Annotated in this window: 28 protein-coding genes and 1 pseudogene; 17 read left to right on the top strand and 12 right to left on the bottom strand. The window is 59.4% G+C overall.

Annotation, left to right across the window (positions count from 1 at the left end):
- The first annotated feature begins 62 nt into the window (after nt 1-62).
- The 12 genes from CSING_RS10050 (at nt 63) to CSING_RS09995 (ending at nt 9979) form a co-directional block, all read left to right on the top strand.
- Entirely contained in the window at nt 63-1454 is a 1392-nt protein-coding gene (locus tag CSING_RS10050) for an ATP-binding protein (protein WP_042531954.1), read from the top strand.
- Between the two features lie 187 nt (nt 1455-1641).
- Nucleotides 1642-2547, top strand: coding sequence for a cutinase family protein (locus CSING_RS10045; protein ID WP_236683967.1), 906 nt, complete (start codon nt 1642-1644; stop codon nt 2545-2547).
- Nucleotides 2548-2557: 10 nt separating this feature from the next.
- Complete coding sequence (locus tag CSING_RS10040; protein ID WP_236683966.1) at nt 2558-3403, top strand: cutinase family protein; 846 nt, start codon at nt 2558-2560, stop codon at nt 3401-3403.
- Nucleotides 3396-4013 (top strand): nicotinate-nucleotide adenylyltransferase, encoded by a 618-nt coding sequence (gene nadD / locus CSING_RS10035; protein ID WP_042531950.1) that lies wholly within the window; start codon nt 3396-3398, stop codon nt 4011-4013. The genes CSING_RS10040 and nadD overlap by 8 nt, the downstream gene beginning before the upstream one ends.
- Nucleotides 4014-4119: 106 nt before the next feature.
- A complete protein-coding gene (gene rsfS, locus CSING_RS10030) occupies nt 4120-4587 on the top strand; it encodes a ribosome silencing factor (protein ID WP_042531948.1) in 468 nt (155 codons plus the stop codon).
- Complete coding sequence (locus CSING_RS10025; RefSeq protein ID WP_042531946.1) at nt 4584-5282, top strand: histidine phosphatase family protein; 699 nt, start codon at nt 4584-4586, stop codon at nt 5280-5282. Before rsfS ends, CSING_RS10025 begins: the two co-directional genes overlap by 4 nt.
- Nucleotides 5282-6070, top strand: a complete 789-nt coding sequence (locus CSING_RS10020) for a DegV family protein (RefSeq protein WP_042531944.1) — start codon at nt 5282-5284, stop codon at nt 6068-6070. Before CSING_RS10025 ends, CSING_RS10020 begins: the two co-directional genes overlap by 1 nt.
- 82 nt (nt 6071-6152) lie before the next feature.
- Nucleotides 6153-6779, top strand: a complete 627-nt coding sequence (locus CSING_RS10015) for a ComEA family DNA-binding protein (protein ID WP_042531943.1) — start codon at nt 6153-6155, stop codon at nt 6777-6779.
- Complete coding sequence (locus CSING_RS10010) at nt 6776-8026, top strand: ComEC/Rec2 family competence protein (protein WP_042531941.1); 1251 nt, start codon at nt 6776-6778, stop codon at nt 8024-8026. Before CSING_RS10015 ends, CSING_RS10010 begins: the two co-directional genes overlap by 4 nt.
- Nucleotides 8023-8961, top strand: a complete 939-nt coding sequence (gene holA, locus CSING_RS10005) for a DNA polymerase III subunit delta (RefSeq protein WP_042531938.1) — start codon at nt 8023-8025, stop codon at nt 8959-8961. Before CSING_RS10010 ends, holA begins: the two co-directional genes overlap by 4 nt.
- A gap of 11 nt (nt 8962-8972) precedes the next feature.
- On the top strand, nt 8973-9341 hold the full coding sequence (locus tag CSING_RS10000) for an ankyrin repeat domain-containing protein (RefSeq protein ID WP_042531936.1): 369 nt from the start codon (nt 8973-8975) through the stop codon (nt 9339-9341).
- Nucleotides 9338-9979 carry a LysE family translocator gene (locus CSING_RS09995; protein WP_042531934.1) on the top strand — a complete coding sequence of 214 codons (642 nt, stop codon included), beginning with the start codon at nt 9338-9340 and terminating at the stop codon, nt 9977-9979. The genes CSING_RS10000 and CSING_RS09995 overlap by 4 nt, the downstream gene beginning before the upstream one ends.
- Here CSING_RS09995 and CSING_RS09990 read toward each other — a convergent pair.
- The 4 genes from CSING_RS09990 to CSING_RS09975 all read right to left on the bottom strand — a co-directional run bounded on the left by CSING_RS09990 (nt 9976) and on the right by CSING_RS09975 (nt 12867).
- The gene (locus CSING_RS09990) at nt 9976-11160 is read right to left on the bottom strand and encodes a type II restriction enzyme (RefSeq protein ID WP_236683965.1); all 1185 of its coding nucleotides are present in this window, start codon (nt 11158-11160) and stop codon (nt 9976-9978) included. The two genes, CSING_RS09995 and CSING_RS09990, sit on opposite strands and share 4 nt — an antisense overlap.
- Nucleotides 11153-11962, bottom strand: a complete 810-nt coding sequence (locus tag CSING_RS09985) for a DNA adenine methylase (RefSeq protein ID WP_042531930.1) — start codon at nt 11960-11962, stop codon at nt 11153-11155. Before CSING_RS09985 ends, CSING_RS09990 begins: the two co-directional genes overlap by 8 nt.
- Nucleotides 11963-12226 carry a 30S ribosomal protein S20 gene (gene rpsT / locus CSING_RS09980; protein WP_042531928.1) on the bottom strand — a complete coding sequence of 88 codons (264 nt, stop codon included), beginning with the start codon at nt 12224-12226 and terminating at the stop codon, nt 11963-11965. It lies immediately after the preceding gene.
- A gap of 119 nt (nt 12227-12345) precedes the next feature.
- On the bottom strand, nt 12346-12867 hold the full coding sequence (locus CSING_RS09975; protein ID WP_042531927.1) for a type II toxin-antitoxin system PemK/MazF family toxin: 522 nt from the start codon (nt 12865-12867) through the stop codon (nt 12346-12348).
- Between the two features lie 18 nt (nt 12868-12885).
- Here CSING_RS09975 and lepA point away from each other — a divergent pair, with 18 nt between their 5' ends.
- Nucleotides 12886-14733, top strand: coding sequence for a translation elongation factor 4 (gene lepA, locus CSING_RS09970; protein WP_042531925.1), 1848 nt, complete (start codon nt 12886-12888; stop codon nt 14731-14733).
- 6 nt (nt 14734-14739) lie between these two features.
- Here the strand turns inward: lepA and CSING_RS09965 are convergent, their stop codons facing one another.
- The 5 genes from CSING_RS09965 to CSING_RS09945 form a co-directional block, all read right to left on the bottom strand.
- Nucleotides 14740-16380, bottom strand: a complete 1641-nt coding sequence (locus CSING_RS09965; RefSeq protein WP_084226203.1) for an ATP-binding cassette domain-containing protein — start codon at nt 16378-16380, stop codon at nt 14740-14742.
- 470 nt (nt 16381-16850) lie between these two features.
- The gene (locus CSING_RS09960; RefSeq protein ID WP_456062135.1) at nt 16851-17126 is read right to left on the bottom strand and encodes an IS3 family transposase; all 276 of its coding nucleotides are present in this window, start codon (nt 17124-17126) and stop codon (nt 16851-16853) included.
- 35 nt (nt 17127-17161) lie between these two features.
- Entirely contained in the window at nt 17162-17470 is a 309-nt protein-coding gene (locus CSING_RS09955; protein ID WP_010188437.1) for an IS3 family transposase, read from the bottom strand.
- 211 nt (nt 17471-17681) lie between these two features.
- Nucleotides 17682-18146, bottom strand: coding sequence for a hypothetical protein (locus CSING_RS09950; protein ID WP_042531919.1), 465 nt, complete (start codon nt 18144-18146; stop codon nt 17682-17684).
- Nucleotides 18147-18523: 377 nt separating this feature from the next.
- The gene (locus CSING_RS09945) at nt 18524-18730 is read right to left on the bottom strand and encodes a hypothetical protein (RefSeq protein ID WP_042533394.1); all 207 of its coding nucleotides are present in this window, start codon (nt 18728-18730) and stop codon (nt 18524-18526) included.
- A gap of 34 nt (nt 18731-18764) precedes the next feature.
- Between CSING_RS09945 and CSING_RS13355 the strand changes: the two are divergent.
- From CSING_RS13355 to efeB, 4 genes and pseudogenes are all read left to right on the top strand, one after another.
- Nucleotides 18765-19004 (top strand): annotated as a pseudogene (locus CSING_RS13355) (elongation factor 4); the annotation flags it as partial.
- A gap of 237 nt (nt 19005-19241) precedes the next feature.
- A complete protein-coding gene (locus tag CSING_RS09940; protein ID WP_042531917.1) occupies nt 19242-21185 on the top strand; it encodes an alkaline phosphatase family protein in 1944 nt (647 codons plus the stop codon).
- A gap of 12 nt (nt 21186-21197) precedes the next feature.
- A complete protein-coding gene (locus tag CSING_RS09935; protein ID WP_042531915.1) occupies nt 21198-22331 on the top strand; it encodes an EfeM/EfeO family lipoprotein in 1134 nt (377 codons plus the stop codon).
- Entirely contained in the window at nt 22331-23575 is a 1245-nt protein-coding gene (gene efeB / locus CSING_RS09930; RefSeq protein ID WP_042531913.1) for an iron uptake transporter deferrochelatase/peroxidase subunit, read from the top strand. Before CSING_RS09935 ends, efeB begins: the two co-directional genes overlap by 1 nt.
- Before the next feature lie 408 nt (nt 23576-23983).
- Here efeB and CSING_RS09925 read toward each other — a convergent pair whose 3' ends face one another.
- The 3 genes from CSING_RS09925 to CSING_RS09915 are packed head-to-tail and all read right to left on the bottom strand — an operon-like array spanning nt 23984 to nt 26458.
- Nucleotides 23984-25111: an HNH endonuclease signature motif containing protein gene (locus CSING_RS09925; protein WP_042531911.1), complete on the bottom strand. Its 1128-nt coding sequence runs from the start codon at nt 25109-25111 to the stop codon at nt 23984-23986.
- 50 nt (nt 25112-25161) lie between these two features.
- Nucleotides 25162-25368, bottom strand: a complete 207-nt coding sequence (locus CSING_RS09920; RefSeq protein WP_042531909.1) for a hypothetical protein — start codon at nt 25366-25368, stop codon at nt 25162-25164.
- A gap of 10 nt (nt 25369-25378) precedes the next feature.
- Entirely contained in the window at nt 25379-26458 is a 1080-nt protein-coding gene (locus tag CSING_RS09915) for an alpha/beta hydrolase (protein ID WP_042531907.1), read from the bottom strand.
- Nucleotides 26459-26475: the final 17 nt, after the last annotated feature.

The raw sequence follows: 26475 nt of genomic DNA, 5'->3' as shown, positions 1-26475 counted from the left end.
TTTTCGAGTCTGACCTGCGCAAAACATCCTACTCGAAAACTTTTCGAGTAGGATGTTGCTCTGTGAGCGTACAGCGAAACTTTCACGAAGAGCCGCAGCTGCTCTTGAGCGTGCCCGAAGATCAGTGGTTCGATCGTAAATCGTTCCGAATCAAACCCAAGGATTTGGCTAAGACAATCGTCGGAATGGCAAATGCCGAGGGGGGTGTTGTTGCCGTGGGGATTACGGATCGTGGGTTTGATGGCCGTCCCACAGCAGGGCAGGGCAACGATCTGCGGCAGACCGCGTTGGATCACACGGATCCGACCGTTAGAGTTCGCATCGAAACGCTTGACATTGACGGGGATATCGAGGTGTACCTCTTTCATGTCCTACCCAGCGAGCGGGTCCACTATTTAAAGTCAGGGGAGTGTTACCTGCGGGTCGGTGACGAGTCTAGGCATCTCAAGGCCGATGACATCCTTGAGCTTCGCTATACCAAGGGCGAGCAGCAGTACGACGCTACTGTGCTGGCGCAGGCTCGTCCGGAGGACCTCGATATGTCCTTAGTCGAAGAATATGCTGACACTATTGGTTCGGCCTCCGGTGTGGATTCACTCCGAGCGCGAAATCTGATTGACCGTCAGGGGAGGCCGCGGGCCGCTGCGCTCTTGCTGTTTGGAAAGAATCCGCAGGAGTTTTTCCCGAATGCTCACATCCGGGTACTTCGCTTCGCGGAGAACGAGCGCCTGCCAGGCCGGCAACAACAGTTGATGGAAGATTGTCGCTTTGATGGTCCTGTGCCGGAGCAGATTCGTGCAGCACAAGAGGTAATCGGCAGGATGCTACCGACAGTTCGTAGACTGTCTGGGGCGGGGTTATTTGAGGAGGAAAACCTCATTCCACATGATGTGTGGTTAGAAGGACTAGTTAACGCAGTTGTGCACCGTTCATACAGCATGTCTGGTGACCATATTCGATTCGAGGTGTACCCCAATCGGATTGAGATTTCTAGCCCCGGACGGTTTCCAGGTCTTGTTGATCCTGCTAAGCCTGAATCGATAGCACGTTTCGCGCGCAATCCCCTCATTGCACGCGTTACTGCTGAGCTTCGCATCGGCCAAGAACTGGGAGAGGGGATCCGCCGCATGTTCGCTGGTATGCGTCGTGTCGGATTTGCCGATCCCTCTTATGTGCAGACGAGCGGCAGCGTTGTTCTGACATTGAAGGCAATTCAACGATTGAACGAGCACGTTCTGAAGGACTTGCCCCGACATGCCGAAGGAGCGTTGGCGGCGTTGGAAACGAGCGCACGTCCAATGTCCACGGGGGAAGTGGCGGAAGCTCTTGGTGTGTCAATTCCGTCAGTGCGTCGTGCATTGCAAGTCATGCGTGACAAGGGGTTTGTGAAATGGAGGGGTAATGGCCCGCGTGATCCACGAGCAGTGTGGTTTGTTGAGGGGCCTTTTGGATGAGCTGAGTAGAGCTAGAAAAGCTACTCGAAAGCTACTCGAAAGGAATTTTTCGAGTCTGACCTGCGCAAAACATCCTACTCGAAAACTTTTCGAGTAGGATTCCCTCCTTACTCCGGGTCATGCTGCGCGCTGGGGCAGGACTAGGTAATCTGAAGCGCGATAATAAATCCAACCTGATAGGTGTCTAGTGTTGTCCCGCTTTGCTTCCGCTATGGCCGCCGCCGTCATGGCCGTGTCCGCCCTCATCGTCCCTCAGACCGTATCCGCGCCCGCTGCCCGCGCCGATGAGCACTGCCCCGCAGTGGTCTTCGTGGCCGCTCGTGGCTCCGGGCAAAACGGCCAGATCTACCCGACGCAGTATTCCAACCAGGGAGGCCGTGCCTCCAATGGGTGGGAAGGTGAATCCATGCGCGCCATGTTGCGCAACGCCGAATCGCACTACCAGGCCACGCACGGTGGTAACTCGATGATGAAGGACGTCTACGTCCTAGGCTTGGAGCCCAAGTACTACCCGGCGACGTACCCGGAGTACACCGTGCCGAACGTGGGGCTGCCCACCACTGCGGCGCAGGCGCTAGGCGTGGTCCTGCAGTACGCTAAGCCGGTCGTGAACACTGCTGTCTCGGCCCTGGATCAGTTCTCGCACTCCGTGCAGACTGGCAAGCGCGGCGTCATGAGCGCCATCAACGACTACGAAGGTGCTACTGGCTGCCACCCGCAGTACATCTTGTCCGGCTACTCCCAGGGTGCGATGGTCATCGCTAGCCATGAGAAGGAACTGGCTAACCGCGGCCAACTCGCTGGTGTGGTTACCTTTGGTAACCCGCTGACCCGCAAGAACGATCCCTCTGTGGTGGGCAATACCCAGGGTGCTGGCGGCCCGATGGGCTTCATGCCCTACCCGCGCGCTACCGGCAACCGTGTTGATTACTGCCTGCCGCTCGATGCCGTATGCGACCTTTCCGTAGGCACCCTGTACGCCGCAGAGCCCACTGGTGGCTCTCACGGCCAGTACTTCTTCGCCCCCCACCAGTGGGATAATCAGGTCTACGATTCTATCGGCCGCATGGTGGATGGGGTTCGTTTCCGCTAAACAAGAAAGAGTGAAGCCTTTTCTCTCGCTCCTTGCGCTGTTCAGCGCAGCACTGGCCGTGACGGCGAACCCACCTGCTGCAGCAGGTGGTATCGACACCTGCCCAGGCACCGTGGTGCTTGTCGCGCGCGGATCGGACCAGAACGAGGCCCACGGCGAACACGTTGGTCCGCAGCGCTACGCCGAGCATGCACCGGCGTCCACCGGCTTCGAGGGGCGAAATTTCGCAGCACTCTTCCACCACGTGGAGCGCCGACATCCCGGCACAATGGATGATGTCTTTGTGCTCGCGCTTGATGATGTCTCCTATCCCGCCACCATGAACCTCCCACCCCTCGCGCGCGAGGGGGAGGAACTCAGCCCGCGCCACATGCTGCTGCGCGTGCGTGAAATAGTGCAGGAGCGCCCAGTCGGGGAACTAGTCCGCTCAGTCACGTGGGGCGCCATCCAGAGCGTGCGTACGGGCATCACCAACGCCCCGATGGTGGTGGCAGACTATGAGGACTCCACCGGCTGCCACCCGCGCTGGGTGGTGGCCGGTTACTCGCAGGGAGCTGTGGTGACCACGAGTGTGGAGGCCCACCTGGCCAAGAGCGGGCGCCTCCACGGAGTCATCACAATGGGCAGCCCGCTGCACCAGCTGCCGTGGGTGCGCAACCGCGCTGGACTTCCCGCAGACCGGTACGTGGATTACTGCCTCCCCGATGATTTTGCCTGCGATTTCTCCCTCAGTGCCGCCGGCGATGCCTTGGCCACCAAGGCGCAGCGTCACGCGTCCTATTTCTTAGGGGAACTCTCCGGGCAGGACGTGCAGGTCATCGACGCCGTGGCCGGTATACTCACCACCCATGACTAGTCCGCAACGCATCGGCATCATGGGTGGCACCTTCGATCCCATCCACAACGGTCACCTTGTGGCTGCCAGCGAGGTAGCCCACCGCTTCCGCCTCGATACAGTGGTCTTCGTGCCCACCGGCCAGCCCTGGCACAAGGCCGGCAAACAGGTCACCGCCGCAGAACACCGCTATCTCATGACGATGGTGGCCACAGCGTCGAACCCGCGCTTCACCGTCTCCCGCGTGGACATTGACCGCGAGGGACCTACCTACACCATCGACACGTTGCGGGATCTGCGCGCCGTCTTCCTCGACGCGGAGCTCTACTTCATCACCGGCGCAGACTCGCTCGCCTCCATCATGAGCTGGCGCGACTGGGAAGAAATGCTGGAGATGGCGCACTTCGTTGGCGTAACCCGTCCCGGCTACGAGCTCAGCAAGGACATGCTGCCGCAGGAATCTCAAGACGCCATCGAGCTCATCGAGATCCCCGCCATGGCTATTTCCTCTACTGACTGTCGCGCCCGCGCCGAACAAGGCCAGCCGGTGTGGTACCTGGTGCCGGATGGGGTCGTGCAGTACATCGCCAAGAATCACCTGTATGGCCCGCGTCCGGAAAAGCCGCTGTAGGATTCTTGCGCTGGGATGACTCACGCGCAGCTTCTGACTAGGAAATCACGCCCCCGACGTGTAAGACTAGAGGTCTTAGTACTGTACGCGTTGTGTAGGGATAGTCATGTCGATTACTGATGAAGCACGCCTCATGGCGGAAACCGCGGCCTTGGCCGCGGATGAAAAGCTGGCCACCAACATCGCCGCCATTGACGTCTCCGACGTGCTCGCCATCACTGAGGTCTTCGTCTTGGCCTCCGCCGATACCGAGCGCCAGGTGGCGTCCATCGTTGAAGAGGTGGAGGATGAGCTGACCAAGAAGGGCTTTGAGCCCAAGCGTCGTGAGGGCAACCGCGAAAACCGCTGGGTGTTGCTCGATTATGGCCCCATCGTCGTCCACGTTCAGCGCAATGATCAGCGCGAATTCTACGGACTCGACCGCCTCTACCACGACTGCCCGCTCATCGAGATCCCGGGCATTGAGGCCCCGGAGCGCCCCGGCGAGTGGGCCACCGAGGTCAACCCCCGCGAGGTCGAGTCCATTGATGAGATTCCGCTGGCCCAGCCGGAGCCGGAAGACGACGAATTATGACCCGCCGCCTCCTCCTCATCCGCCACGGTCAAACCACCTACAACGCCACCGGCCGGATGCAGGGGCACCTCGACACCGAGCTGTCTGAAGTTGGCTATGCCCAAGCCCGGGCCGCCGCCGAGCTGCTCGAGGACAAAGAGATTACGGCCATCGTGGCCTCCGACCTCATCCGCGCCCGCGATACCGCGGACGTAATCGGGCGGCAGTTGGGGATTGAGGTGGACGTCGACAAGCGCCTGCGTGAGACCCACCTCGGTGACTGGCAGGGCATGACCTCCGCCGAAGTCGATGAACAGTACCCCGGTGCGCGCGCTCTGTGGCGCCACGATCCCACGTGGGCCCCGCCGCAGGGCGAAAGCCGCGTTGACGTGGCCCGCCGTGCCCGCCCAGTCATTGATGAGCTCATGCGCGAGCTGCCTGACTGGGATGAAGGCGCGGTGCTCGTCGTTGCGCACGGCGGCGCTATTTCCGCGCTGACCTGCCACCTGTTGGGCCTGGAGCACCACCAATACGGCATCCTCTCCGGGCTGAAGAACACGCATTGGTCGCAGCTGACCGCCCGCCCCGAATTCGATGCCTCCCAGCCGCTGTCCCCGCTGGAATTCACACCGGACAACGTAGAACGCGCGCAGTGGTACTTCGACGGCTGGAACATGGGCGGTGCCGTCATTGGCGGCGCGGGAGCAGACGTCTAGTGATCCGCGTCGTCACCGACTCCGCCGCGGGGCTTCCCGCGGACATCGTGGAGGAGCTGGGCATCAGCGTGGTGGATCTCCACGTTATGGAAAGCCACGGCAAGGACGGTGCAGAAACGTCCACGTCGGGGCTCACGGCGCTGGAACTCGCGGCGCTGTATGGCCGCGAAATGGAGCGCTCCGGCGATGACGGCGTGCTGGCCATCCACCTGTCGAAGGAGCTGTCCTCGACGTGGTCGGCGGCCGTGACGGCCTCGGGTGTCTTCCCCGACACCGTCCGCGTCATCGACTCCGGTACTGCCGGCATGGCCATGGGCGCGGCCGCAATGACCGCCGCGAAGCTGGCCCAAGAAGGCGCGTCGCTGAAGGAATGCTATGACGGCGCCATCGACACTCTAGAGCGCAGCCACACATGGGTCTATCTCAACTCTACGGAGGATCTTCGCCGCTCCGGGCGCATGTCCGCGGCGACGGCGATGTTATCCACAGCCCTCCTGGCCACCAAGCCCATCATGGCGGTGCAGGCCGGAAAATTGGAGATGGTGGGCAAAACCCGCACGCAGACTAAGGCTTTTACCAAGCTCGTGGACCTTGTGGCCTCCCGCGCGGAGGGCAAGCCGGCCTTCGTTGCGGTGCAGTATAACGAGGATGAGGCCGCCGCGCGCCGCCTGGAGGATCTGCTGCGTATGGCGTTGCCGGAGTCGTCCTTTATGCGCGTTGCGCTTACCGACGTCCTCTCGGTCCACGTCGGCCCCGGAGCCATCGGCGTCTCCGTCGTGTTCAGTTAGCTGTTGACGCCTTCAACAAGTTATCCACAGGTTGCGGCGCAAGCTCTCGACGGGTGGGGAGGGGCTGCGTAGCGTCGCGGGCATGACTGCGATTGCTGACCGTCTTCGTGACCTCACCCGGCCGACCGGGGAAGAAGAGCTGCTCAACGTTGACTACCCGCGCCCACGGCTGCGCGTGCCCCCGCGACTGGCGCTCGTGGCGGCGGGGCTGGCTGCGGTGGGTCTGCTCGCGTGGCTGGGCACCTCCCGCGAGTCCACTAATCCTTATGAGGTGCCCGCGCTCAGCAGCGAGGTGCCGGCGGACATCGTGGTGTCGGTGGTCGGGGAGGTGGATTCGCCCGGCCTGGTCACCCTGGCTCCGGGCGCGCGCGTCAACGATGCGCTGGCGGTCGCGGGGCCGAAGGTGCCCACGGATAACCTCAACTTGGCGCAGAAGCTTAACGACGGCGAGCAGATCACCGTCGGCGCCCCACCCGCCGCCCCTGGGGAAGACGGAGGCGCGGCCGGAACTGGTGATGGGACGGTGTCGCTCAATTCCGCGACCGCGGAGGAGCTCACGACCTTGCCGGGCGTGGGCCCGGCGACGGCCGCGGCCATCATCGCGCACCGCGAGGAAGCGGGACACTTTTCCTCGGTGGACCAACTCATGGACGTCTCCGGTATCGGTCCGGCAAAGTTCGCGCAGCTTAAAGACAAGGTGCGTCCGTGAGGGAGTTGCGGCTCGTGCCCGCGGCGGCGGTGGCGTGGTTGGCCACTCTTGCGGTGCTCTTCGGCCAGCCGTGGTTGTTGGTGGGGCTTGTCGCCTTTGTCCTTGTGCGCCAGCGCGCGCCTGGGCAGGCCATCCTCTGCACCGCCAGCGGTGCCCTCTTCGCCACGGTGGCCGCTGTACGCATGCACCGCGCCGGGCAGTTCCGCTTCGGCGCCGAGGTTACCGGCCGCCTCACTGCGGATCCCATCCAGACCGCCTCGGGGTGGATGGTGCGCCTGTCCGTTCCCGGATACCCGGCGCAGCTTCCGGTTTTCCTTAGCGAGCAGCCTGAGGCCTGGTCCGGCTCGCTCGTCACGATTCACGGCCAGCCCGGCCCATCCAACCGCGTCGGGGTAGGTCAGACCGTCTTCAGCGGCGATCTCACCGCCCACGCGCACAGCTGGACCGCCACCGTCGCCGCGAACTTTCGCGACATCTGCGATAACGGCCTCATCCCCGGAATGGTGCTGGGAGACACCAGCCTGCAAAGCCCTGAAGACAAGCAGCTCTACATCGACACCGGCCTCTCACACCTCAGCGCGGTCTCCGGGTCGAACGTCGCCATCGTGTGTGCCGCGGCAGCGTTGCTGGTGAAGGGGCAGAGGGTGAGGGTGGGGGCGTCGGCAAGCGCGTTGGCGTTGTTTGTGGCGCTGGTGGGATGGGAGCCCTCCGTCCAGCGCGCCACCGTCGCCGGCGTGGCTGGGCTGCTCGCCGTGCTCAATTCCTCCAAGATGGAACCGCTCCACGCGCTCTCCCTCGGCGTGCTGTTCCTGCTGGCCTGCGATAGCGACCTCGCAGTCAGCTACGGCTTCGCCTTGTCCGTCGCCGCCACCGCGGGCATTGTGGCGCTGACCCCGCTGCTGCTGCGCGTGTTGGGAACCGGCATCATTGCGCGTGCGGTTGCGGTGGCCATCGCCGCGGATATCGTCACCATGCCACTCATTGCGCTCATGACCGGGCGCGTCTCGGTGGTCTCCGTCATCGCTAACGTGCTGGCAGCACCCGTGGTGCCCATCATCACCGTTGTGGGGCTCATCGCCGCCGCACTCGCCCAAATAGGCCTCGGCCGCCCGCTTGTCATCCTCATCGAACCCCTCGCAGACTGGATCCACGCCGTCGCCGCTGCCATGCCTCTGACCACGGTGGAAGCTGGGCCCATTGCCGTGCTGCTCCTCGGCGGGTGGCTCATCGCCGCGTTGCTAAGATGACAGGCATGTCCGTGCACCTCATCCTCGGCGATGACGAGTTCCTTGCCGAGCGCGCCCGCCTCTCCGTCCAACAGGGCGATGTCACCAAACTCAAGGCCTCCGAGGTCAGCGAAGGCGAAATCCTCGAGGCCACCAGCCCCTCCCTGTTCGGTGATGAGCGCTGCATCGTCATCAGTGATGTCGAGAAGGCCGGCAAAGAGGTCACGCGCATTCTTCTCGACGCCGCCGCCAACCCCATGCCCGGCATCACCCTGGTGCTCATCTACTCCATCACGGCCAAAACACTGAAGAAAAAGAAGAAGCCGCCGGAAATCGTCGCCGCCCTGCGCAAGACCGGCGAGGTACACGAGGTCTTTTCCCTGTACCCGAACGAGCTGGGTCCGTGGGCCACGCGTGAGTTCGCCTCCCACGGCGTGCGCCCGACCCCCGATGTGGTGCAGGCGCTTCTCGACGGCGTCGGCTCCGACCTCCGCGAACTCGCCTCTGCCATCTCCCAGCTTGTCTTCGATACCGGCGGCAAGGTTACCCGCGAGGCGGTCCACGAGTACTACGTCGGCGTGGCTGAGGTGGCCAACTGGGATATCGCGGACGCCGCCGTGGCTGGGCGCGTGGAGGCGGCGGTTTCGACGTGCCGCCGCGCCCTACAACTCGGCGCGAGCCCCGTGGCGATTGCCGCGGCCTTGGCCAACAAAGTGGGCAACATCGCACGCCTGTACTCCGCACGCGGTGACCAGTATTCGCTGGCCTCCCAAGCCGGCATGGCACCGTATGCGGTCAAGCTCACCCAGCCGGTGGCGCGCCGCTGGTCGGGGGAGAATATCACCAAGGCCGTCATTCTCATGGCGGAGCTCGACGGCGCAGTCAAAGGCCAGGGCGGCGAAGAGGAGTTTGCCATTGAGGCCGCCGTGCGCCGGGTGGCGGAGTTGGCGCGCTAAACTATCCCACCATGGATGAGATCCAGGACTTTGCAACCAAGCTTTTTGACTTCGCCCGCGACGGCGACGCCACCCTCCTTGAGTACATCTCCCAGGGCGTCAACGTGGACATGGTGAACCAGGACGGCCAGTCCTTCATCATGCTTGCCGCCTACCACGGGCATGCCGAGCTGGTGCGCCTACTGGCCGCCGCCGGCGCCGACGTCAACCTCCTCAACGACCGCGGCCAGTCTCCGCTGGCCGGGGCCATCTTCAAAAAGGAGGACGCGGTTATTGACGCCCTCCTCGACGCCGGCGCCGACCCAACCGCGGGCCACCCCAACGCCGTTGACTCGGCCCGCATGTTCGGCCGTGAGGATCTGCTCGAGCGACTGTCATGAGCTGGTCCGCGTTTGCGGCCATTATTCTCATGAACCTCGTGGGGGCGTCCGCGCCCGGCCCCGACATCGTGCTGATTACGCGTTATGCCACGCGCTCGCGCCGCCATGCCATCGCTGCAGCCACCGGGATTCAGGTGGGCGTGCTCTTCTGGTGCTCGCTCACCGTCTTTGGCGCGGCCGCTCTGCTCACGGCTTTTCCGGGGATCATGTCCCTGATTCAGGTCGTCGGCGGTTGCTTCTTGGTCTTCATGGGCGTGCTCTCCGTTCGGTCCGGCCTGGAATTGCGCACGCAGCCGCCGCAGGATGAGGACGACGCAGCGGCCCGACTGGGGTCGGTGCGCAAAGTCTTTCGCACCGGACTGGCCACCAACCTGTCCAACCCGAAGATCGTGCTCTTCCTCGCGGCCATGGTTGCCCCGCTGCTGCCGCCGCACCCGCCGCTGTGGCTGTCGTTGGCGCTGGTGCTGAGCCTGTCACTGTCGAGCTACGTGCTCTTTGTGGTGCTCTCAACGGTGATTTCTACCCGACCGATTCGCCGCCGCCTCCTGGCCGCGGGACCGTGGATCGACATCGGTTCCGGTGTCTTCTTTGTCGTGGCCGGCTGTGCCTTGGCGTGGGCCGGCATCCAGGCTGCTTAGCCTGCGCTGTGCGCGATATGCTCCGCGACCCACTGCGACCATGCCACGACGGTCCCGGCTCGGCGTCGCAGGGTGCTATCGCCCAGCCCTAGCTCGGCCGCGCGCATGAGCGCCATCGCCTCATCCACCGTCAGCGCGCGCTCCGACTGCGCCACGCTCTCCAGCATCTCCCGGAACACTGGCCGGGCGGCCAGCGCCTCCACGAGCGTGAGGTTGCGCTCATCGCGGTTGCCGCGCAGCTTCTCCAGTCCCAGATACCGGGCGGCGTTGGTGTAATAATCCGCCTGCCGCGGGCTAAAACCAAAGGTTTCCGGCATGTCTGCCTTCGCCACGGGGTTCTCCAGCAAGCTGATGACGCGCGCAAAAGAATCCGCCTGGGGGAAGGGAATCTCTGGACGCTCCACGCGGGTGCGTGCGAGGACACCCGCTACCAAGGCCGGGGTGAGGGTGGAGGGGCCGAGGGTGTAGCGGTGGGCGTCGATAAGCTCAATGCTCCGAAAGTCCGCCGGGTCCTTAAACGCGTAGCGATAGAAGTGGTACACGCCGTTGGAATACACCAGATACACCGGCACCACCTCCTTCTTAAGCGCCAGCGAAAAACGGCGGAAAGGAAAGTAGAGCTGGCGGATGTTGAAGTCGGGGGAGAGGTGGTTCTTCGCCTCAACGAGCACTAGGTGCTCCGCAGATTCGAAGCCCGCATCAATTTCCATCTGCGCGCGATCCACCACGATGTCCTGGCCGCCCACCTTCATAGGCAGGCGCTGCGTGGACATCCGCCCGCTCACCGTCGGCACGAGCTCGCCGCCGAGAAAATCACGGAGCATGCCACTCAAATGCGCCGTCGTGAGCGCCGCGCTTTCCGAGGTCACATTCGCAAAATCGATCGACTCAATATCCTCCGGCACTGGCACCGACGTCAGTGGGCCTGCGTCGTCCGGGAAAGGCTGATACAGGTCGAAGTGGCCGATGAAGTACGCGTCGCGGCGAATGGGTAGCATCGACAAACCATGCTTGCGAAAGACCGCCGGGCGAGCGGCCGAGAAATCGTGCTTAGCCATGAGCCGCGGCTCGCGCCCAGACAGCGCTTTGAGCCGTGAGGCCTCGAGGATGGCGTAGCCAAACGTGGCCAGTTCGGTCTCGAGATGGGGGAAGATGCGGTCCCAGGCGGCGTCGTTAAGCATAATTGCGCACGAGCACCTCATCGACCTTGCCGCGCTTCGACGCCACGGAATTCACCGCGCGTGTAGCCCCCACAATCTCGATGCGATAATCCGCGTAGAGCTCCTTGATGAAATCCGTCGCAGAATTCGAGAGCAGGAACTTCACCCCGCGTGCATCCAGCGCATCGCAGGTTTCCTTGAGGCGTATTTGGTCCGCGCGGCCGAACCCGCCGGACTGGTAGCCGGTGAAATTGCTCGTCGGATTCACGGGGTCATAGGGCGGGTCAAAGTAGACGACATCCCCCTCGTTCGCCTCCAACGAGGCATAGTCCCCGTTGGAAAAGACCACGTCATTCTCGGCCAGATACGCCGAAACCGCCCGCAGATTGGGCTCATCACAAATCGTGGGGTTGGCGTAGCGGCCAAACGGGGCGTTGAACTGACCCGAATTGTTCACGCGATAAAGACCGTTGTAGCAGGTCTTGTTGAGATAAATCGTGCGCGCGGCACGCTCAACGGCGCTTAAGTGCGCGAACTCCGGTGATCGGTCGCGGGCGCGCATCTCATAAAAGAAGTCCGATTCATTCGGATACTCCTTGAGCAGCGCGATGAGCTCGTCCACATTATCGCGGACCACCTCGTAGACGGTGATGAGCTCGGTATTAAGGTCATTGACCCGGGCGCGCTCGGGCGCCAAGGAAAAAAGAACCGCTCCGCCGCCCAAGAAAGGCTCGACGTAGGTGTCGAAGCTCTCGGGCAGCATGGAGTGGATGGCGGGAAGTAACTGACGTTTTCCTCCCACCCACTTCAGGAGCGGTTTCATTTAGGCCATCTTGTTGAAGGCGGTAGCCATGCCGGACTTCTTGTTAGCCGCATTGTTGCGGTGGAAGACGCCCTTGGACACGGACTTGTCCAGTGCGCGGGATGCAACGCGCAGCTGCTTCTCAGCGGCAGCCTTGTCGCCAGCCTCGACGGCAGCGCGGAACTTGCGGATCTCGGTGCGTACGGCGGAACGCACGGCCTTGTTGCGCTGACGGGACTTCTCGTTGGTGAGAATGCGCTTCTGCTTGGACTTGATGTTTGCCATTGTTATACCTCTTACAGTCGTAGAAAATGTTTACCGAGGAAGGCGGACCCAAGGTCCTGACCGCCACACATGCCTCGGCATCCCAGACAATCTAGCAGGCCACGCCGCGAATCCCCAAATCACGCCCAGTGGTAGCGCGAGCGCAAACGGTTAGCAATGCGCTCGAAGCGTCGTTCTGGGAAGAGCGTGCCTTGGCGGCGGCATTGTTCTTCAGAAATTTCCAGCACGCGGTCCATGCGCACCCAGCATTGGCGGCCGGACTCATCCCATTCGCCGGTGCCGATATCGAGCCACTCCTCTTTATTCGCATGCCCCGGGTTAGCGGAGATGAGCAGGCCCAGCACGGTGGTGCGGGTGCGGGAGACGATGAGGATGGCGCGCTCGCGCGGTGGGGACTGTTTGCCGTCGGAAGGCGCCCAAACCCACACGACCTCACCGGAGTCGGCCTGCCCATCCATGTCGGGGGTGAAGAAGACGCTGCGGGGATGGTCGGTGGCAGCCTCGATGCGGATATCGGCTGCTTTGCGCGGTTCTGTGACGGAATCGGTCTGGTTCATTCCGAGGCGTTCGGTGATGCGCTGGAGGCCGTCATCGACCGGCTCGGGACGTCCGAAACCTAAAATGCGGGCCAACCTAGTCATGTCGTCTATTCTAAACCCATGTCTAGAAACTTTGCGGCCACTACGTTTACGGATCCGTCCAAGATTCGAAACTTTTGCATTATCGCCCACATCGACCACGGCAAGTCGACGCTGGCTGATCGCATCCTGCAGTTGTCGCAGGTGGTGGAGGAGCGCGACATGCGCGACCAATACCTCGACAACATGGATATCGAGCGCGAGCGCGGCATCACCATTAAGGCGCAGAACGTGCGCCTGCCCTGGATTCCGCAGTCTGGCGAGTTCGAGGGTCAAGAGATTGTCATGCAGATGATTGATACCCCCGGCCACGTCGACTTCACCTATGAGGTCTCGCGTGCGCTGGAGGCGTGTGAGGGAGCCATCTTGCTTGTCGACGCCGCCCAGGGCATCGAAGCCCAAACCCTGGCCAACCTCTACCTGGCTATGGAAAATGACCTGGAGATCATCCCGGTCCTCAACAAGATTGATCTGCCTGCTGCGGATCCGGAGAAGTACTCCCTGGAGATCGCCAACATCATCGGCTGCGAGCCGGAGGAGGTGCTGCGCGTGTCCGGCAAGACCGGTGAGGGCGTGCCGGCGTTGCTCGACAAGGTGGCTGAGCTCGTCCCAGCCCCGACGTCCGAGTTTGGTGAGGATGCCCCGGCCCGCGCCATGGTCTTCGACTCGGTCTATGACACCTACCGTGGCGTGGTGACCTACATCCGCATGATGGATGGCAAACTCACCCCGCGCCAGAAGGTCACCATGATGGCCACGGGCACCAACCACGAGCTGCTGGAGGTGGGCATTGTCAGCCCCACGATGCAGAAGTGTGAAGGTCTAGGCCCGGGCGAGGTGGGTTACCTCATCACGGGCGTGAAGAACGTGCGTGAGACCAAGGTGGGTGACACGATTACGTGGGCGTCGAATGGCGCGAGCGAGCCGCTCAAGGGTTATGCCGACCCCAACCCCATGGTCTACTCCGGCTTGTTCCCCATCTCCCAGGCCGACTTCCCGGATCTGCGTGATGCGCTGGAGAAGCTGCAGCTTAACGACGCCTCCCTCACCTTCGAGCCCGAAACCTCCGTCGCCCTGGGCTTCGGTTTCCGTTGCGGCTTCCTAGGCCTGCTGCACATGGAGATTACCCGTGACCGCTTGGAGCGCGAGTTTGGCTTGGACCTGATTTCCACTGCTCCCTCGGTGACCTACCGCGTGGTGGCGGAAGACGGTGAGGAGTCCATCGTGCACAACCCGTCCGACTGGCCGAGCGGCAAGCTGAACGAGGTGTATGAGCCGATTGTGAAGATGACCATCATCGTGCCCGAGGAGTTCGTGGGCCCCACGATGGAGCTGTGCCAGGCTAAGCGTGGCCAGATGGGTGGCATGGATTACCTGTCTGAGGACCGCGTGGAGCTGCGCTACACCATGCCGTTGGGTGAAATCATCTTCGACTTCTTCGACATGCTCAAGTCCCGTACCAAGGGCTACGCTTCCCTCAACTACGAGGAGGCCGGTGAGCAGCTGGCGGACCTGGTTAAGGTGGATATCCTCCTCAACGGCGACCCGGTCGATGCCTTCTCCGCCATCGTGCACCGCGAGTCCGCGCAGTGGTACGGCAACAAGATGACGAAGAAGCTCAAGGAGCTCATCCCACGCCAGCAGTTCGAGGTACCCATCCAGGCGGCCATTGGCTCGAAGATCATCGCGCGTGAGAACATTCGCGCGATGCGCAAGGACGTGCTGGCCAAGTGTTACGGCGGCGATATTTCGCGTAAGCGCAAGCTGCTGGAGAAGCAGAAGGCCGGTAAGAAGCGCATGAAGTCCTTGGGCTCCGTCTCGGTGCCGCAGGAAGCCTTCGTCGCGGCGCTGTCCACGGATAGCGATTAAGAGAAACTAAGCTTCACTGGGAGGCTCTTTTGGCTTTGATGAAGGTGCTTCATTGGCATCGGTTAATTGAAGCACCGTATCGTCGTGACGAATAGGTGCTGAGGCATCGTGCGTTGAAACAATGACCGTTTTTTCTCGTGCAAGGTCCTCAATAATGCCCCACACCAACGCCCGTAAGTTCTTGTCTAAGCTACTGGTTGGCTCATCGAGGACCACAATTGACCCGGGCTTAGCGATCAATGCTCGTGCCAAGGCGATTCTCTGTTTTTCCCCACCGGATGCCCCACCGTCTTCACCCGCTACATCGGAGTTCTTCTTGCAGCCCGTTGAAGAAAACTCATGTAGTCCTACTGCTGTGAGTAACTCGTCAGCTTTGCACACGGCTATTGATCTGCCAAAAACAACGTTGTCTATGGCGTTGGCATTTAACAGGCTTGCGCTTTGAGGCGCATACGTTGAATTTTCCCTTATCTCACGAGATTCTTGTTGCAAGGATAACGCATATTCATTTAGATTTAGGAACCCTTCCAAAACCGTTGTTTTCCCTGAGCCGCTTGGGCCAAGAACCCAGATTGGTCTTTGTTCATGTCGCTGGTGTGCCGAAGCTGCCATGTCAGACAGACGCAGTATCTGTTCTTTCCACAAATCCACGTTTTGGCTTGTTGCGGAGACAATTCCCGTTGGGCGAATCTTGTCGCTTGCTTCACTCGCATGGGAAACTGAAACAGCGAGTGCGGACACTCCAAACCCGACGGATTGTAGAGGCGTAATGGCTGCAATGGCGATTCCTGTAGACGAAATAATTGATCCGATTGCCTGCGCATCTCCATTATTTTTTCGAAGGATAATGGCTATAATGAGAACGCAAATCGTTATTGCTAAAACGATTCCTTGGGCAACATACAGCCGCCGCGTCATGGTGTAGGAATAGACTCCGGCGCGTTCTACAGTGCTTCGATCCTTTCTATAGCGAGATTCCAAAAATGCTTGGGTAGAAAACACTGTCGCTTCTTTCCAGAGGGACAAAGAATTCCCTAGGACGCCGAAACTGCGCATGCTCTCTTTGAAAAACTTTGTCTGGGCGTTCTGGTGGCTTTGAATTAGCCGGTAGCTGACCACACAATAGGTCACAATGGCTGCTGTGAGGATTATTCCTTCTAACCAAGTGCTGGCAATAACGACTAGGAAAATGCCGGAGGCTAAAGAAATGGTTGCCGGCAATATAGACAGGTAGATGCTGGATAATGTGTCACGATATGCGGAGGCCTCGCTATCAATGGCAAATGAGATCTCTCCATTATCAGTATGTGATCGTGCGCCAGGGCTGGCATCGATGCTGTCGGTGAGGGAACTAGCCATTCGATCTGACTGCAGCTTTTGCTCAATTGTTCCATAGATTGGAAATAATATGTATCTGGAGGATGTTCCTAAAAACCAAATCAGAGAATAGAGTATGGAAAGCTTTAGGCCAATTGTAATGAAGTCCTCTCTGTTTGAACTATTAAGGAGAAAGTTGACTCCACTACCGAGAATATATGGAGCAATTACTGTACAAATTGACGAGATGACAATGGAGACCAGTACTAAGAAGTTTCCCCAAGGCGATAGTTTCCAAGATTGAGTAATGGCTTGTCGTACAAATTGCATTTAAAATCCATTCCTAAAAGACCTGCGTTTATCGTGATTCCAGATGTATCTATCCGAAGGGGACGGGTCCGGCTCTGAATTCTTTTCCGAAGTAGGTGCTTAGAGTTTTTAATGCATCAGGTCTATCGTCCTGCAGTCCCGAGGGCCAATCGTTACTAAGAAGCCGGGCTATATACCAAGGCGAACCGTCATAGGAAAGACTATATACTAGCATTAGTGTGTTATGTCCATGAGGTTTTTGGACTTGGAGTCCAGCTACTTTTTGGTCTCGGAGTCTAGGGACTTTGTGGACGCGGAGTCTCCCCGCTTTTTGGACGGGGAGTCCACGGAGTTTTTGTACTTGTGCTAGCTTGGCTTCTTCCGGCGGCTTGGCCGTGGCCCAGAGAGCTTGGGTTTTAGCTCTGGGGGTTGTCGGTGCCACATGCCGACAACGTGGTTTATGTTGATTTGACCGCCGGGTGGACGCTGATTCAGTTGGAGGCACGCGGTGAAATCCCTTCAATGCCCATCATGCGCATCCGTTTAGCCACAGTCTTGCGATTCAAGGTGATCTGGTAGCGCTCGGCGAGCTCTGCGGTGATCCGCGGAGCACCATAAACCTCATCGGAGTTTTTCCAAATCTGGTGAATCTTACGGTCAACATCATCGTAAAATGCAACACGATCATCTTCGCCGGATAGCCGTTTCTGCTGCACATGGGACCATTTGTAGTATCCAGATCGAGACACTTTTAATAGCCGTGCCATGCGCTTGATGCTGTAGTTCGCCTTCTCCTGCTGCATCAATTCGAACTTTTCTGCTCGCGTTGCTTCGCGGCGAAGAAGGCTGTTGCTTTTGACAAAAACTCGTTATCCATCTTGGCTTCAGCCAGCTCCCGACGCAGACGAGCATTCTCAGCACGAAGATCAGCCTCGCTCATCCCGTCTGATGCTCCTCGGCGCTCACGCTCTAGTTTGACCCACCGGCCTAAAAGCCCGGCGGAGACACCGATTTCCTTAGCCACATGAGCGATCGGACGCTCTGACTCGATTACCAGGTTCGCGGCTTCACGCCGGTACTCCGGCGTGTACTTCTTGCGCTGTTGACTCACAATGAACATCCTCTCCTACGGACACAAGATCCGTACAAATAGGGTGTCCACTAAACGAGGGTAACCTCAGAAACTGGATGATACCTCAGTGGGATTGGCTGGCCGTGACGCCCTTCTAGGCCGCCATGTCGTATAGGCCAGCGAGGACCGCCAAATTAGCGAGGTCTACCGACGCAATGAGGATGGCGTGAGCCGGCGCAGCGGTTAGACATCATTTTTGCTTTGGACGAGTTTCCAGGATTCTCTGTTTGTAATAATCGCGATCCGCCTCTTGCATGCGAGAAAATTCCATGAGCACGCCCGGCCAAGTGGGAAATGAATCTACCAGATTCTCCGACATGTTCGACAACGGCGAAAAAGCGATCTCGCCCCATCTGACTCCTATGCCTACTCTTTCAGAGTAATCCGTGCTGTTTAGAGGACCAACACACCACTGGCTCCCTGATGCGGCATTCATCCATATCCCCGTTACGGCTATGATTCGGGAGACTGTGTCTTCATAGCTGTGTTTAGAATTGAGGATTTCGAGAAGGGGTTCGAAGGGAAACTCTTGTGCGCCATTGGTAACTTGCTTCTTCTGGGAAGATGTTAGCTCTGTGAGCACTCTGGGGACTGTTTCTGTGAGGAAGTCCTCTAGCCGGTTTCCGAATTGCTGTTGATATCCGTCAAGCCACATGGGGTCTCCTAGGTCAAATGGTATGTGACTAGTGACACATGCAAGTGTATCGCGCATTACACTTGGGCGCCAGTGTGTATTTTTTCAGTTGAAAATAGATATAGCTTCTTTATGTTGTGGGTGGGTGTGGAATTCTTTTTCTTTGTTGATCGTGCACGATAAACCTTGACACGCTCACACACACACACTTTTCTGCCACTGCTTCATTTCGTGCAGCTGCTTGACCGCTACGGCAAATACCTATAAACCTAACCCCACGCAGACAACTTGACACGCTCGTGTGATCACCGAATTGCGGTAGTGGAAGTAGGTTTCTAATACCCCCATGACCCGGAAGCCTAAAACAGGTCCAGCCACCCCGCAACCGGAACGCTGTATTACTCGGCGTTAAAAGAATAGCTCCAGGTCAGCTCGTTGTGGATGATGACGCTATAGTCTTGGCCGTTGGGATTGGCGCCGTCGATAAGCGCCTGCAGCTCCTGCTCGTTGTAATGGCGGCTTAAGCCTACGTAGAGCACTGCGAGGATGACAAGCCCTGCCACGAGGATGGCGGCAGGTACGAAAGCGCTGCGGAATTGGGACATGTAGTCGACACTAGTAGAGAGCCGGTTTAATGGCATCCCACGCCAGCAGTTCGAGGTACCCATCCAGGCGGCCATTGGGTCGAAGATCATCGCGCGTGAGAACATCCGCGCGATGCGCAAGGACGTGCTGGCCAAGTGTTACGGCGGCGATATTTCGCGTAAGCGCAAGCTGCTGGAGAAGCAGAAGGCCGGTAAGAAGCGCATGAAGTCCTTGGGCTCCGTCTCGGTGCCGCAGGAGGCCTTCGTGGCAGCGCTGTCCACGGATAGCGATTAGGAAAATTTACTATGAATTGTACATGAACTGCTGTCATGTCCGCTGAACGGTAAATTGGTGGTCTAGACAGCGCTTTCAGGGCATTATCTTTCCGGGGAATGCCCTTTTTCTTTTGTTGCGGCAACGCCACAGTAGGCGTTAAATCCGCTGTGAAAGCGACCAATGACTCGTCTGGCGAGCCACAGCCACTTTCAACCTCATTGTTCCTAAGAGTCTCATCTAAGGTTGGAATCTTCCATGAAACTTCGCTCTCGTGCTGTGGCCCTGTGCGCCGCAGTTGCTGCAACCACGTCCGCCGTCCCGGCCCTAGCTGCCCCTGCGACCCCCATCGAGCACGTCGTGGTCATTTACTCGGAGAATATTTCCTTCGATCACTACTTCGCAACGTACCCGAATGCCCTCAATAAAGACGGCGAGAAGCTGCAGGGCAGTGAAAAGGATGCCCCGAAATTTAAGGCCAAGGAAGGCACCCCGAAGGTCAACAACTTGGAGAACAATGACCTGCTCGGAGATAAGAACCCGAACTCTACTAAGCCTTTCCGTCTCACCCCGGAGCAGGCTGTGACTGCGGACCAGAACCACCACTACGCCGATGAGCAGAAGGCCTACAACGGCGGAAAGATGGACAAGTTCCCTGAGACTGTGTCTGTAGACAATGACAAGTATGACCCGCAGTCCTACGGCACCACCGGCCTGACCATGGGCTACTACGATGGCAACACCGTTACCGGCATGTGGAACTATGCGCAGAACTTCGCCATGAACGATAATTCGTTCTCCACTATTTTCGGTCCATCTACGCCGGGCGCGCTGAACCTTATTGCAGGAACCGTTGCTGGTGCCACGATGCATGACCCCGCCACGGGTGAGCAGCAGACCATCAAAGATGGCGAGAACCACGCTTTGGCCGGTGTTTCGGAAGACGGAAAGACCGCCACCGTGGTGGGAGACCCGGATCCGCTGTACGACGATTGCTCCAACAGTTCCTCCGCTGGCACCAACCAAGTCACCGCGATGCACTCCAAGAACATCGGCGACCAGCTCAACGAAAAGGACGTCACGTGGGGCTGGTTCCAGGGTGGTTTCCGTCCTACTGAAGAGGCCACCGATACCTCCCGTGCTCGCTGCGGCTCGTCTCACACTACGCTGACCGGTAATCCTCAGACGGACTACAACCCGCACCACCAGCCGTTCCAGTACTATGCATCGACGGCGAATCCCCACCACCTCGCGCCGTCGAGCGATGACATGATCGGCAAGACGGACCGGGCTAACCACCAGTACGATCTAAAGGATTTCGACACCGCCCTCAAGCAGGGCAACCTGCCGGCTGTGTCCTTCCTTAAGGCGTCGAACTTCCAGGATGGTCACGCAAGCTACTCCAACCCGCTCGATGAACAGGCTTTTATTACCCACTACATCAACGAGCTGCAGAACTCCCCGGAGTGGGACTCCACCGCCGTGATTATTGCCTACGATGATTCCGATGGTTGGTACGACCACCAGGCACCGGAGATCCTCAACGGCTCCAATGACCCACACCAAGACTCCGAGATTTGCACTGCGGCTGCTGCTAAGGTCGGCGTTGCCGGTGACGAGCATGGTCAGTGCGGTCCGGGTACCCGCCAGCCGCTTATCGTGGTTTCCCCGTATGCCAAGACCAACTTCGTTGATTCGACCTACACCGAGCAGACCTCCGTCACCAAGTTCATCCAGGACAACTTCGGACTGGGCCGCTTGGGTGGCATCGCCTTCGATGAACGCGCCGGCGAGCTGAACAACATGTTTGACTTCAACGGTGAGAAAGCTCCAAAGCTTTTCCTCAACGAGACCGACGGCACGGTGGCAAAGGACTATGCCTCGATCGAACACGTCGATGTCACCCCTCGCGCTGGCACCAACCTCAAGCCGGTCGTCGAGGGCATGAATGATCCGAAGGTGACCGAAAACGGCGTTCCGGAAATCACCAAGCTGCAGTCTGAGACCAAGCCTTCTGAGACCAAGCCTTCCGATGACAAGAAGGACGAAGATAAGAAGGACAAGTCTTCCGAGTCTTCCAAGGGTGGCGTCTTCGCCATCCTCGCCGTGCTTGCCGCTGCTGCCGCCGGTGTCGTTGGTTGGTTCATGAACGGTCACCCCGGCCTGGACCTAGACAAGCTCGGTATCAAGCTGCCGTTCTAATCTGACAAACCCATGAAGACCTTCCATATCACCACTGCGGCGCTTGCCGTCATGCTCATCGCCACCCCCACCGCCGATGCTCAAAGCTCCTTCGGGCTCAGCTCTTCGCGTTCCGATGCGCCCCCTAAGGTGTCTGCTGAGAAATCGGAGCCGCAGCTCAATGTGCGCGACGTGTACCACTGTCCGACTCCGGACGACGTTCAGGGACAGGCGGAGTGGAAGGTCTTCAACACTACCGGCCTTGCCCTCACCGTCTACGTTGCAGATGATGCGGGTAACGCCTACCAGGTCCTCGAGCGCGTTGGCAGCCCTGCTCAGCGCGCCTGGACCCCCAAGCTTCAGAACGGTACGTACCACCTGACGTGCGTGTTCCATAACGACTCCGCCATTAAGTCGAATAACTTCACAGTGTCTGGCTCCACCTTTACGAACGCTCCGAAGATGGTGCCTATTACGGACCGCGAGATTTCCGCGGTCGCCATTGAACAGGCAACGCAACAAAAGAAGCGCCTTCCCGAACTTGCTAGCAAAGCTGATGCCTTGGGTAAGGCTGTTCATTCCGGTAATCGTGCCGATGCACAGGCCGCCTATCTCGAGTTCTACGAGTTCTTTCGCACCTTTGACAACTATTCGGGTCTGTGGCCGGGAGAGGATGTTGAGTATGGGGGCGTCGAAAAGCAGCTCTTCTCCGACGCCGACCTCACGCCTACGCTTGCCGACGCCCTTGTGGCCGCCGTTCACGCCAAAGTTGAGACCCTTGAAAAGACGCATTTTACAGTGCCAGCTCCCGATTATGGCCTGCGCACCCACGAGGTGATGGAAGAATTTGAGCGATTCGATATGCGCGGCGAGCGTGATTACGGCGCCCATGCGCTACCAGTGGCATTGCGCGCCAATGTCCTCTCCACTCGTTTCATGCTCGACCCAGTACGTGAGCTGGTGGAAGGCCGCGGTCTAGATACGGCGCCGATTTACGCCCAGCTTGAAGAACTTGATGCTTTGGCCGCTGAATTCGATGCGAAGTATGACGTTGCCTTTGCTGAATGGTCCCAGAAGGATCGTTTGCGCCTGCAAGCTGCGGTTGCGAGCGCCAACGAGTTGCTCGCTCCGGTAGCTACCGTGACTGTTGTCCGAAGGATGGATTAATGACCTGCCCGTTTCACTTCTCTCGTCGCTCTTTTCTTTCGGGACTCGCCGCGAGTACCGCGGCGGTCGCCGTACCAACGGCGAATGCGCAATCGAGCTTCTTCGGTTCTTCCAAGCCGATGACGAATCCGGACAATGGCAGGAGTAAGGACCTTGAGGAAGTTGCCGCCTTTCACGGCGAGCACCAAGAGGGCATTGTGACGGCGCCACAGAAGTTTTGTGAGGTTATTGCTCTTGATATCCAATTCGCAGATGTGTCGCGTTTGGAGACCCTTCTGCGCAACATAACGGATCGCGCTCGCTTCCTTACTACTGGCGGCCAGACCCCGCCCGATGGTATTGCTTACCCGGCGAATGATTCCGGTGAGCTGGGAACTGACCTGCCTACGGACAACCTGTCCATTACCGTGGCGGTGGGCGAGTCTCTTTTTGATGACCGTTTCGGCCTCAGCTCGCACAAACCTGCGCACCTATCCACGATGGAAGCTTTTGCCGACGACTCGCTTCAAGAAAATCTCTGTCATGGTGACCTCGCCATCCAGATTTGCGCCGACCAGCACGACACCGTTCTGCACGCGCTGCGCGATATCTTGCGCCACACACGCGGCGACGTCGCGGTGCGCTGGCGCCAGTCTGGATACATGAACGAGCCCCGCCCGTCCGGCACGCAACGTAACCATTTGGGGTTCAAGGACGGAATAGTGAACCCGAAAGAAGAGGAGAACGACACCCTAGTGTGGGCTGGTACCGATGAGCCCGCGTGGGCCGCGGGAGGAAGCTACATGGTGGTGCGCCTTATTGCGATGTACACCGAGTTCTGGGATCGTATTTCCATTGCGGAACAGGAGCAGATTTTCGGGCGTGACCGTGCCACTGGCGGGCCGCTCTCGGGCGGCGATGAATGGGCGGAACCAAGCTACCTGGACGATCACGGAGACGTCATTCCTACCGATGCCCATATCCGTTTGGCTAACCCGCGCACTCCGGAGACCGCGGATCAGCTTATGCTGCGCCGCGCGTATAACTACGACAACGGCGTGCGCGATAATGGCACCCTCGATGTAGGTTTGGTGTTTATCTGCTTCCAACAGGATCTGGAGCGCCAGTTCATCACCGTGCAAAAGCGCCTTGAGGGCGAGCCGCTCGCGGACTACATCCGTCCTTATGGCGGTGGCTATTTCTATGCGTTGCCAGGTGTGCGCGATGAGTCGGATTTCTTCGGACGCGCACTTCTCACCGCCTAACCTAGTCCGTGCGTTGTGTGCCATTGGGGCTTGAATTCTTGGGGTCCGAAACCGGGACTTCCGGAGCATGATTCACACATAGCCCTGTACCGAGAACACCCATTCCATTAGCGGACCCCCATTTCATTAGCACTGTGCGCTTCACACTGCGCAAGCCAGATTGGCGCGGGCGTGCGCGACAAGGTGGTTTTCTTCGCTCGCTGCTCGGCACTTATCCCACGCGCGCCGAATTTCCCGTCAACCTCCTTCTGGTTGGCGGGTTTCGCTCTTTAAGGTCCCTTAACCCCGGTGGGCAGCGCGTGAATCGTTGTGTGGGATCACCGATATGCCCGCGCACTTGGCTTTGGTTGGCGGGTTTCGGCGTGTACTGGTCGTTGGTGGTGTCCTTTCTGTTTGGTGGCTGGGGTGTTAGCTGCTGTCGGGTGGTGGCTGTTCTGGTGGTGCGGCTGGGGTTTGTGCTGGTGGTTGTCCTGCTGCTTTTTCGGCGTTGAGTCTGGCAACGGCTTGTTGATATTCGGGTGTGGCGGTGATCGGCAGTCCCCAGGGTGGGATGTAGCCGATGCCGGTGTTGAGTCTGAAGACGTAGCCTCGCCCGGTGGGCCGCGATGGGTCATCATCGTTAATACCGTTGTGGTAGGCGCACAGGAAGGTCAGGTTGTTGATGTTGGTGTATCCGCCGGCTTGCCAGGGGATGATGTGGTGGACGTGGCAGTAGTCGGCTGGTTTGTTGCAGCCGGGTCTGGAGCAGGTTTGGGTTTCAGCTGCTAGGGTGAGGCGTTGTTTCCAGCTGGCACTGCGTTCTGCGCGGTAGGAGTTAATGGGTCCTTCCACGGGGTGGATGATGGTGGCATACCCGATGGAGGCGAATTTATAGGACAGGAATTCTGCCCCGGTCATGCGCCCACCGTTGGTTAGCTGTAACTCAATTTCGTCGCCGTCGCCGTTGATGATGCGATCGAATTCGTCCAATGTCACTACGACTTGGGCGTGGATGGCGGGTTTAGTGCCGACACTGCCGGTGACGATGACGGTGCGTGCTGCTTCAAGGAGGTTGTGTTTGTTGACGGATTCGAGGGTGCCGCGGATATCAGCGATGACGGAGGCGTCATCGGTGATCGTCATGGAGTTCGGGCCTTTAGCCCGGTAGGTAAACCGCACCCCGGGTTTGGGTGTGCGTTTGGCTCTTAGTTCTTTGAGTCTTTTTACTGCGATGTCGCGGATTTTGTGTGCGGGTGTGCCGGCGAGTTTGATGCGGAGGTTCCAGGCGTCGAGGTCTTTTTTGACTTTGGCGGTGTAGGACTCAATCAGGGAGAGGGTGGCTAGGCTGTGTTTCTGGGTTTGGGCGGCGGTGCGGGCTTTGCGTTGTTTGCCGCTAAAGCGGGTGGGGCCGAAGTAGGTGCGGTGCAGGTGGGCTAGTTCTGCGGCGTCAGACGCGTCGGCGCCGAGCGCGCGGAGCTCATCGGGTGAGCTGGATGCATTCTCCACGAGCGCAATCCCCGAATTGCGGTAGTGGAAGTAGGTTTCTAATACCCCCATGACCCGGAAGCCTAAAACAGGTCTAACGACCCCGCAACCGGAACGCTGTATTACTTGGCGTTAAACGAATAGCTCCAGGTCAGCTCGTTGTGGATGATGACGTTATAGTCCTGGCCGTTGGCATTGGCGCCGTCGATAAGCGCGTGAAGCTCCTGCGTGTTGTAATGGCGGCTTAAGCCGACGTAGAACACTGCGAGGAGGACAAGCCCCGCCACAAGGATGGCGGCAGGTACGAAAGCGCTGCGGAATCGGGACATGTAGTCGACACTAGTAGAGCGCCGGTTTAATCGCATTCCATGCCGGCTGCAATTGCTTGCCAAACATAACCCAGTCGTGGGTGCCCTCGGTGAGGTAGTTGGTGGTGTGGGGGATTGAGGCGTCGGAAAGCGCGGCGGAGAATTCCTCAGTACAGCGGCGTGAGCCGGCTTCCAAAAGGGTGCCGCCGATGCGGTCGTTGACGGATTTCCCGGGATAGGCCGCCAGTTCCTCGTCCGTCCACGCGCCCGACGCAGCAGAAAGATAGAGCGCCGTGCCGCGCAGGCCCTCCGGATGGGACATGACGTCGTTGCGTAGCCAATCCTTCGAACCGCGCGGGCCCCACATGTTCGTTGGGTCGCCGCCCTTGGTGCGCACCGTCAAATCCACCGTTCCCTGACCCACCTGGCTGGTGGTGGAATAGCAGCCAGAAATACCGGCTACGCCATCAAAGAAGCCCGGGTTGTTGTTCGCCATCATCACCGCGCCCGATGCTCCCATGGACAACCCAATGAGCCCGCGCTTGCCGTTGTGGTTCAGCTCCGCCTCCACTAGCGGAGCGAGTTCGGTGATGAGGAACGTTTCCCACTTGTGGCGCCCCAACTTCGGGTCATCCTCGTTCCAATCCGTCCACATGGATCCGGCTCCCTGCGAGGGGATGACGATGCTGGCGTCGGATTCGCCGAAGACGCGCTTCACATGCCCCTTGGTGATCCAGTTCGAGGTCTTCGGGGAATCTACGCCCTCGAGAAAGTACACCACGGGCCCACCATTGCCCACGACGACGTCGACAGGAATGTCGCGACCCATCGACGGCGAGGAGACGATCCACTTCTCACGACCAGGTTCGTCGGTGGCACGCCGCTCCAGCAAGGAGACCTCGTTGATTTCTTTAATTGGGTACGGGTACTCCTCCTGCTCCGTGGACCATGTGTCGGTGAGCAGGTGAGAGGAGGTCCCCATTGCGTCGATGGCGTTGAACATGGTGTCGACGGCCCACTGCGAGGAAGCCTCGTCACGGCTTGATAATTGGTAGGAGGAGCCGGGCGTGAACATCAGGGAGCTGGCCACCAGCGCGGAAAGGACCTTCATGGCCTAGTACATTAATA

Origin of the sequence: Corynebacterium singulare (assembly GCF_000833575.1) — a bacterium.
Classification (GTDB): domain Bacteria; phylum Actinomycetota; class Actinomycetes; order Mycobacteriales; family Mycobacteriaceae; genus Corynebacterium; species Corynebacterium singulare.
Note: the sequence above shows the minus strand (reverse complement) of the source record. Positions and strands in the feature narration are given on the sequence as shown.

Coding starts and splice junctions, on each gene's coding strand:
- CSING_RS09940 (WP_042531917.1), top strand. CDS start 19,242: ATGAAACTTCGCTCTCGTGCTGTGGCCCTGTGCGCCGCAGTTGCTGCA.
- CSING_RS09990 (WP_236683965.1), bottom strand. CDS start 11,160: ATGCTTAACGACGCCGCCTGGGACCGCATCTTCCCCCATCTCGAGACC.
- CSING_RS09950 (WP_042531919.1), bottom strand. CDS start 18,146: ATGTGGCTTGACGGATATCAACAGCAATTCGGAAACCGGCTAGAGGAC.
- CSING_RS10000 (WP_042531936.1), top strand. CDS start 8,973: ATGGATGAGATCCAGGACTTTGCAACCAAGCTTTTTGACTTCGCCCGC.
- CSING_RS10025 (WP_042531946.1), top strand. CDS start 4,584: ATGACCCGCCGCCTCCTCCTCATCCGCCACGGTCAAACCACCTACAAC.
- CSING_RS09915 (WP_042531907.1), bottom strand. CDS start 26,458: ATGAAGGTCCTTTCCGCGCTGGTGGCCAGCTCCCTGATGTTCACGCCC.
- efeB (WP_042531913.1), top strand. CDS start 22,331: ATGACCTGCCCGTTTCACTTCTCTCGTCGCTCTTTTCTTTCGGGACTC.
- CSING_RS09975 (WP_042531927.1), bottom strand. CDS start 12,867: ATGACTAGGTTGGCCCGCATTTTAGGTTTCGGACGTCCCGAGCCGGTC.
- CSING_RS09960 (WP_456062135.1), bottom strand. CDS start 17,126: ATGGCACGGCTATTAAAAGTGTCTCGATCTGGATACTACAAATGGTCC.
- CSING_RS09935 (WP_042531915.1), top strand. CDS start 21,198: ATGAAGACCTTCCATATCACCACTGCGGCGCTTGCCGTCATGCTCATC.
- holA (WP_042531938.1), top strand. CDS start 8,023: ATGACAGGCATGTCCGTGCACCTCATCCTCGGCGATGACGAGTTCCTT.
- CSING_RS09920 (WP_042531909.1), bottom strand. CDS start 25,368: ATGTCCCGATTCCGCAGCGCTTTCGTACCTGCCGCCATCCTTGTGGCG.
- nadD (WP_042531950.1), top strand. CDS start 3,396: ATGACTAGTCCGCAACGCATCGGCATCATGGGTGGCACCTTCGATCCC.
- CSING_RS09965 (WP_084226203.1), bottom strand. CDS start 16,380: ATGCAATTTGTACGACAAGCCATTACTCAATCTTGGAAACTATCGCCT.
- lepA (WP_042531925.1), top strand. CDS start 12,886: ATGTCTAGAAACTTTGCGGCCACTACGTTTACGGATCCGTCCAAGATT.
- CSING_RS09985 (WP_042531930.1), bottom strand. CDS start 11,962: ATGAAACCGCTCCTGAAGTGGGTGGGAGGAAAACGTCAGTTACTTCCC.
- CSING_RS09925 (WP_042531911.1), bottom strand. CDS start 25,111: ATGGGGGTATTAGAAACCTACTTCCACTACCGCAATTCGGGGATTGCG.
- CSING_RS09995 (WP_042531934.1), top strand. CDS start 9,338: ATGAGCTGGTCCGCGTTTGCGGCCATTATTCTCATGAACCTCGTGGGG.
- CSING_RS09945 (WP_042533394.1), bottom strand. CDS start 18,730: ATGTCCCAATTCCGCAGCGCTTTCGTACCTGCCGCCATCCTCGTGGCA.
- rsfS (WP_042531948.1), top strand. CDS start 4,120: ATGTCGATTACTGATGAAGCACGCCTCATGGCGGAAACCGCGGCCTTG.
- CSING_RS10015 (WP_042531943.1), top strand. CDS start 6,153: ATGACTGCGATTGCTGACCGTCTTCGTGACCTCACCCGGCCGACCGGG.
- rpsT (WP_042531928.1), bottom strand. CDS start 12,226: ATGGCAAACATCAAGTCCAAGCAGAAGCGCATTCTCACCAACGAGAAG.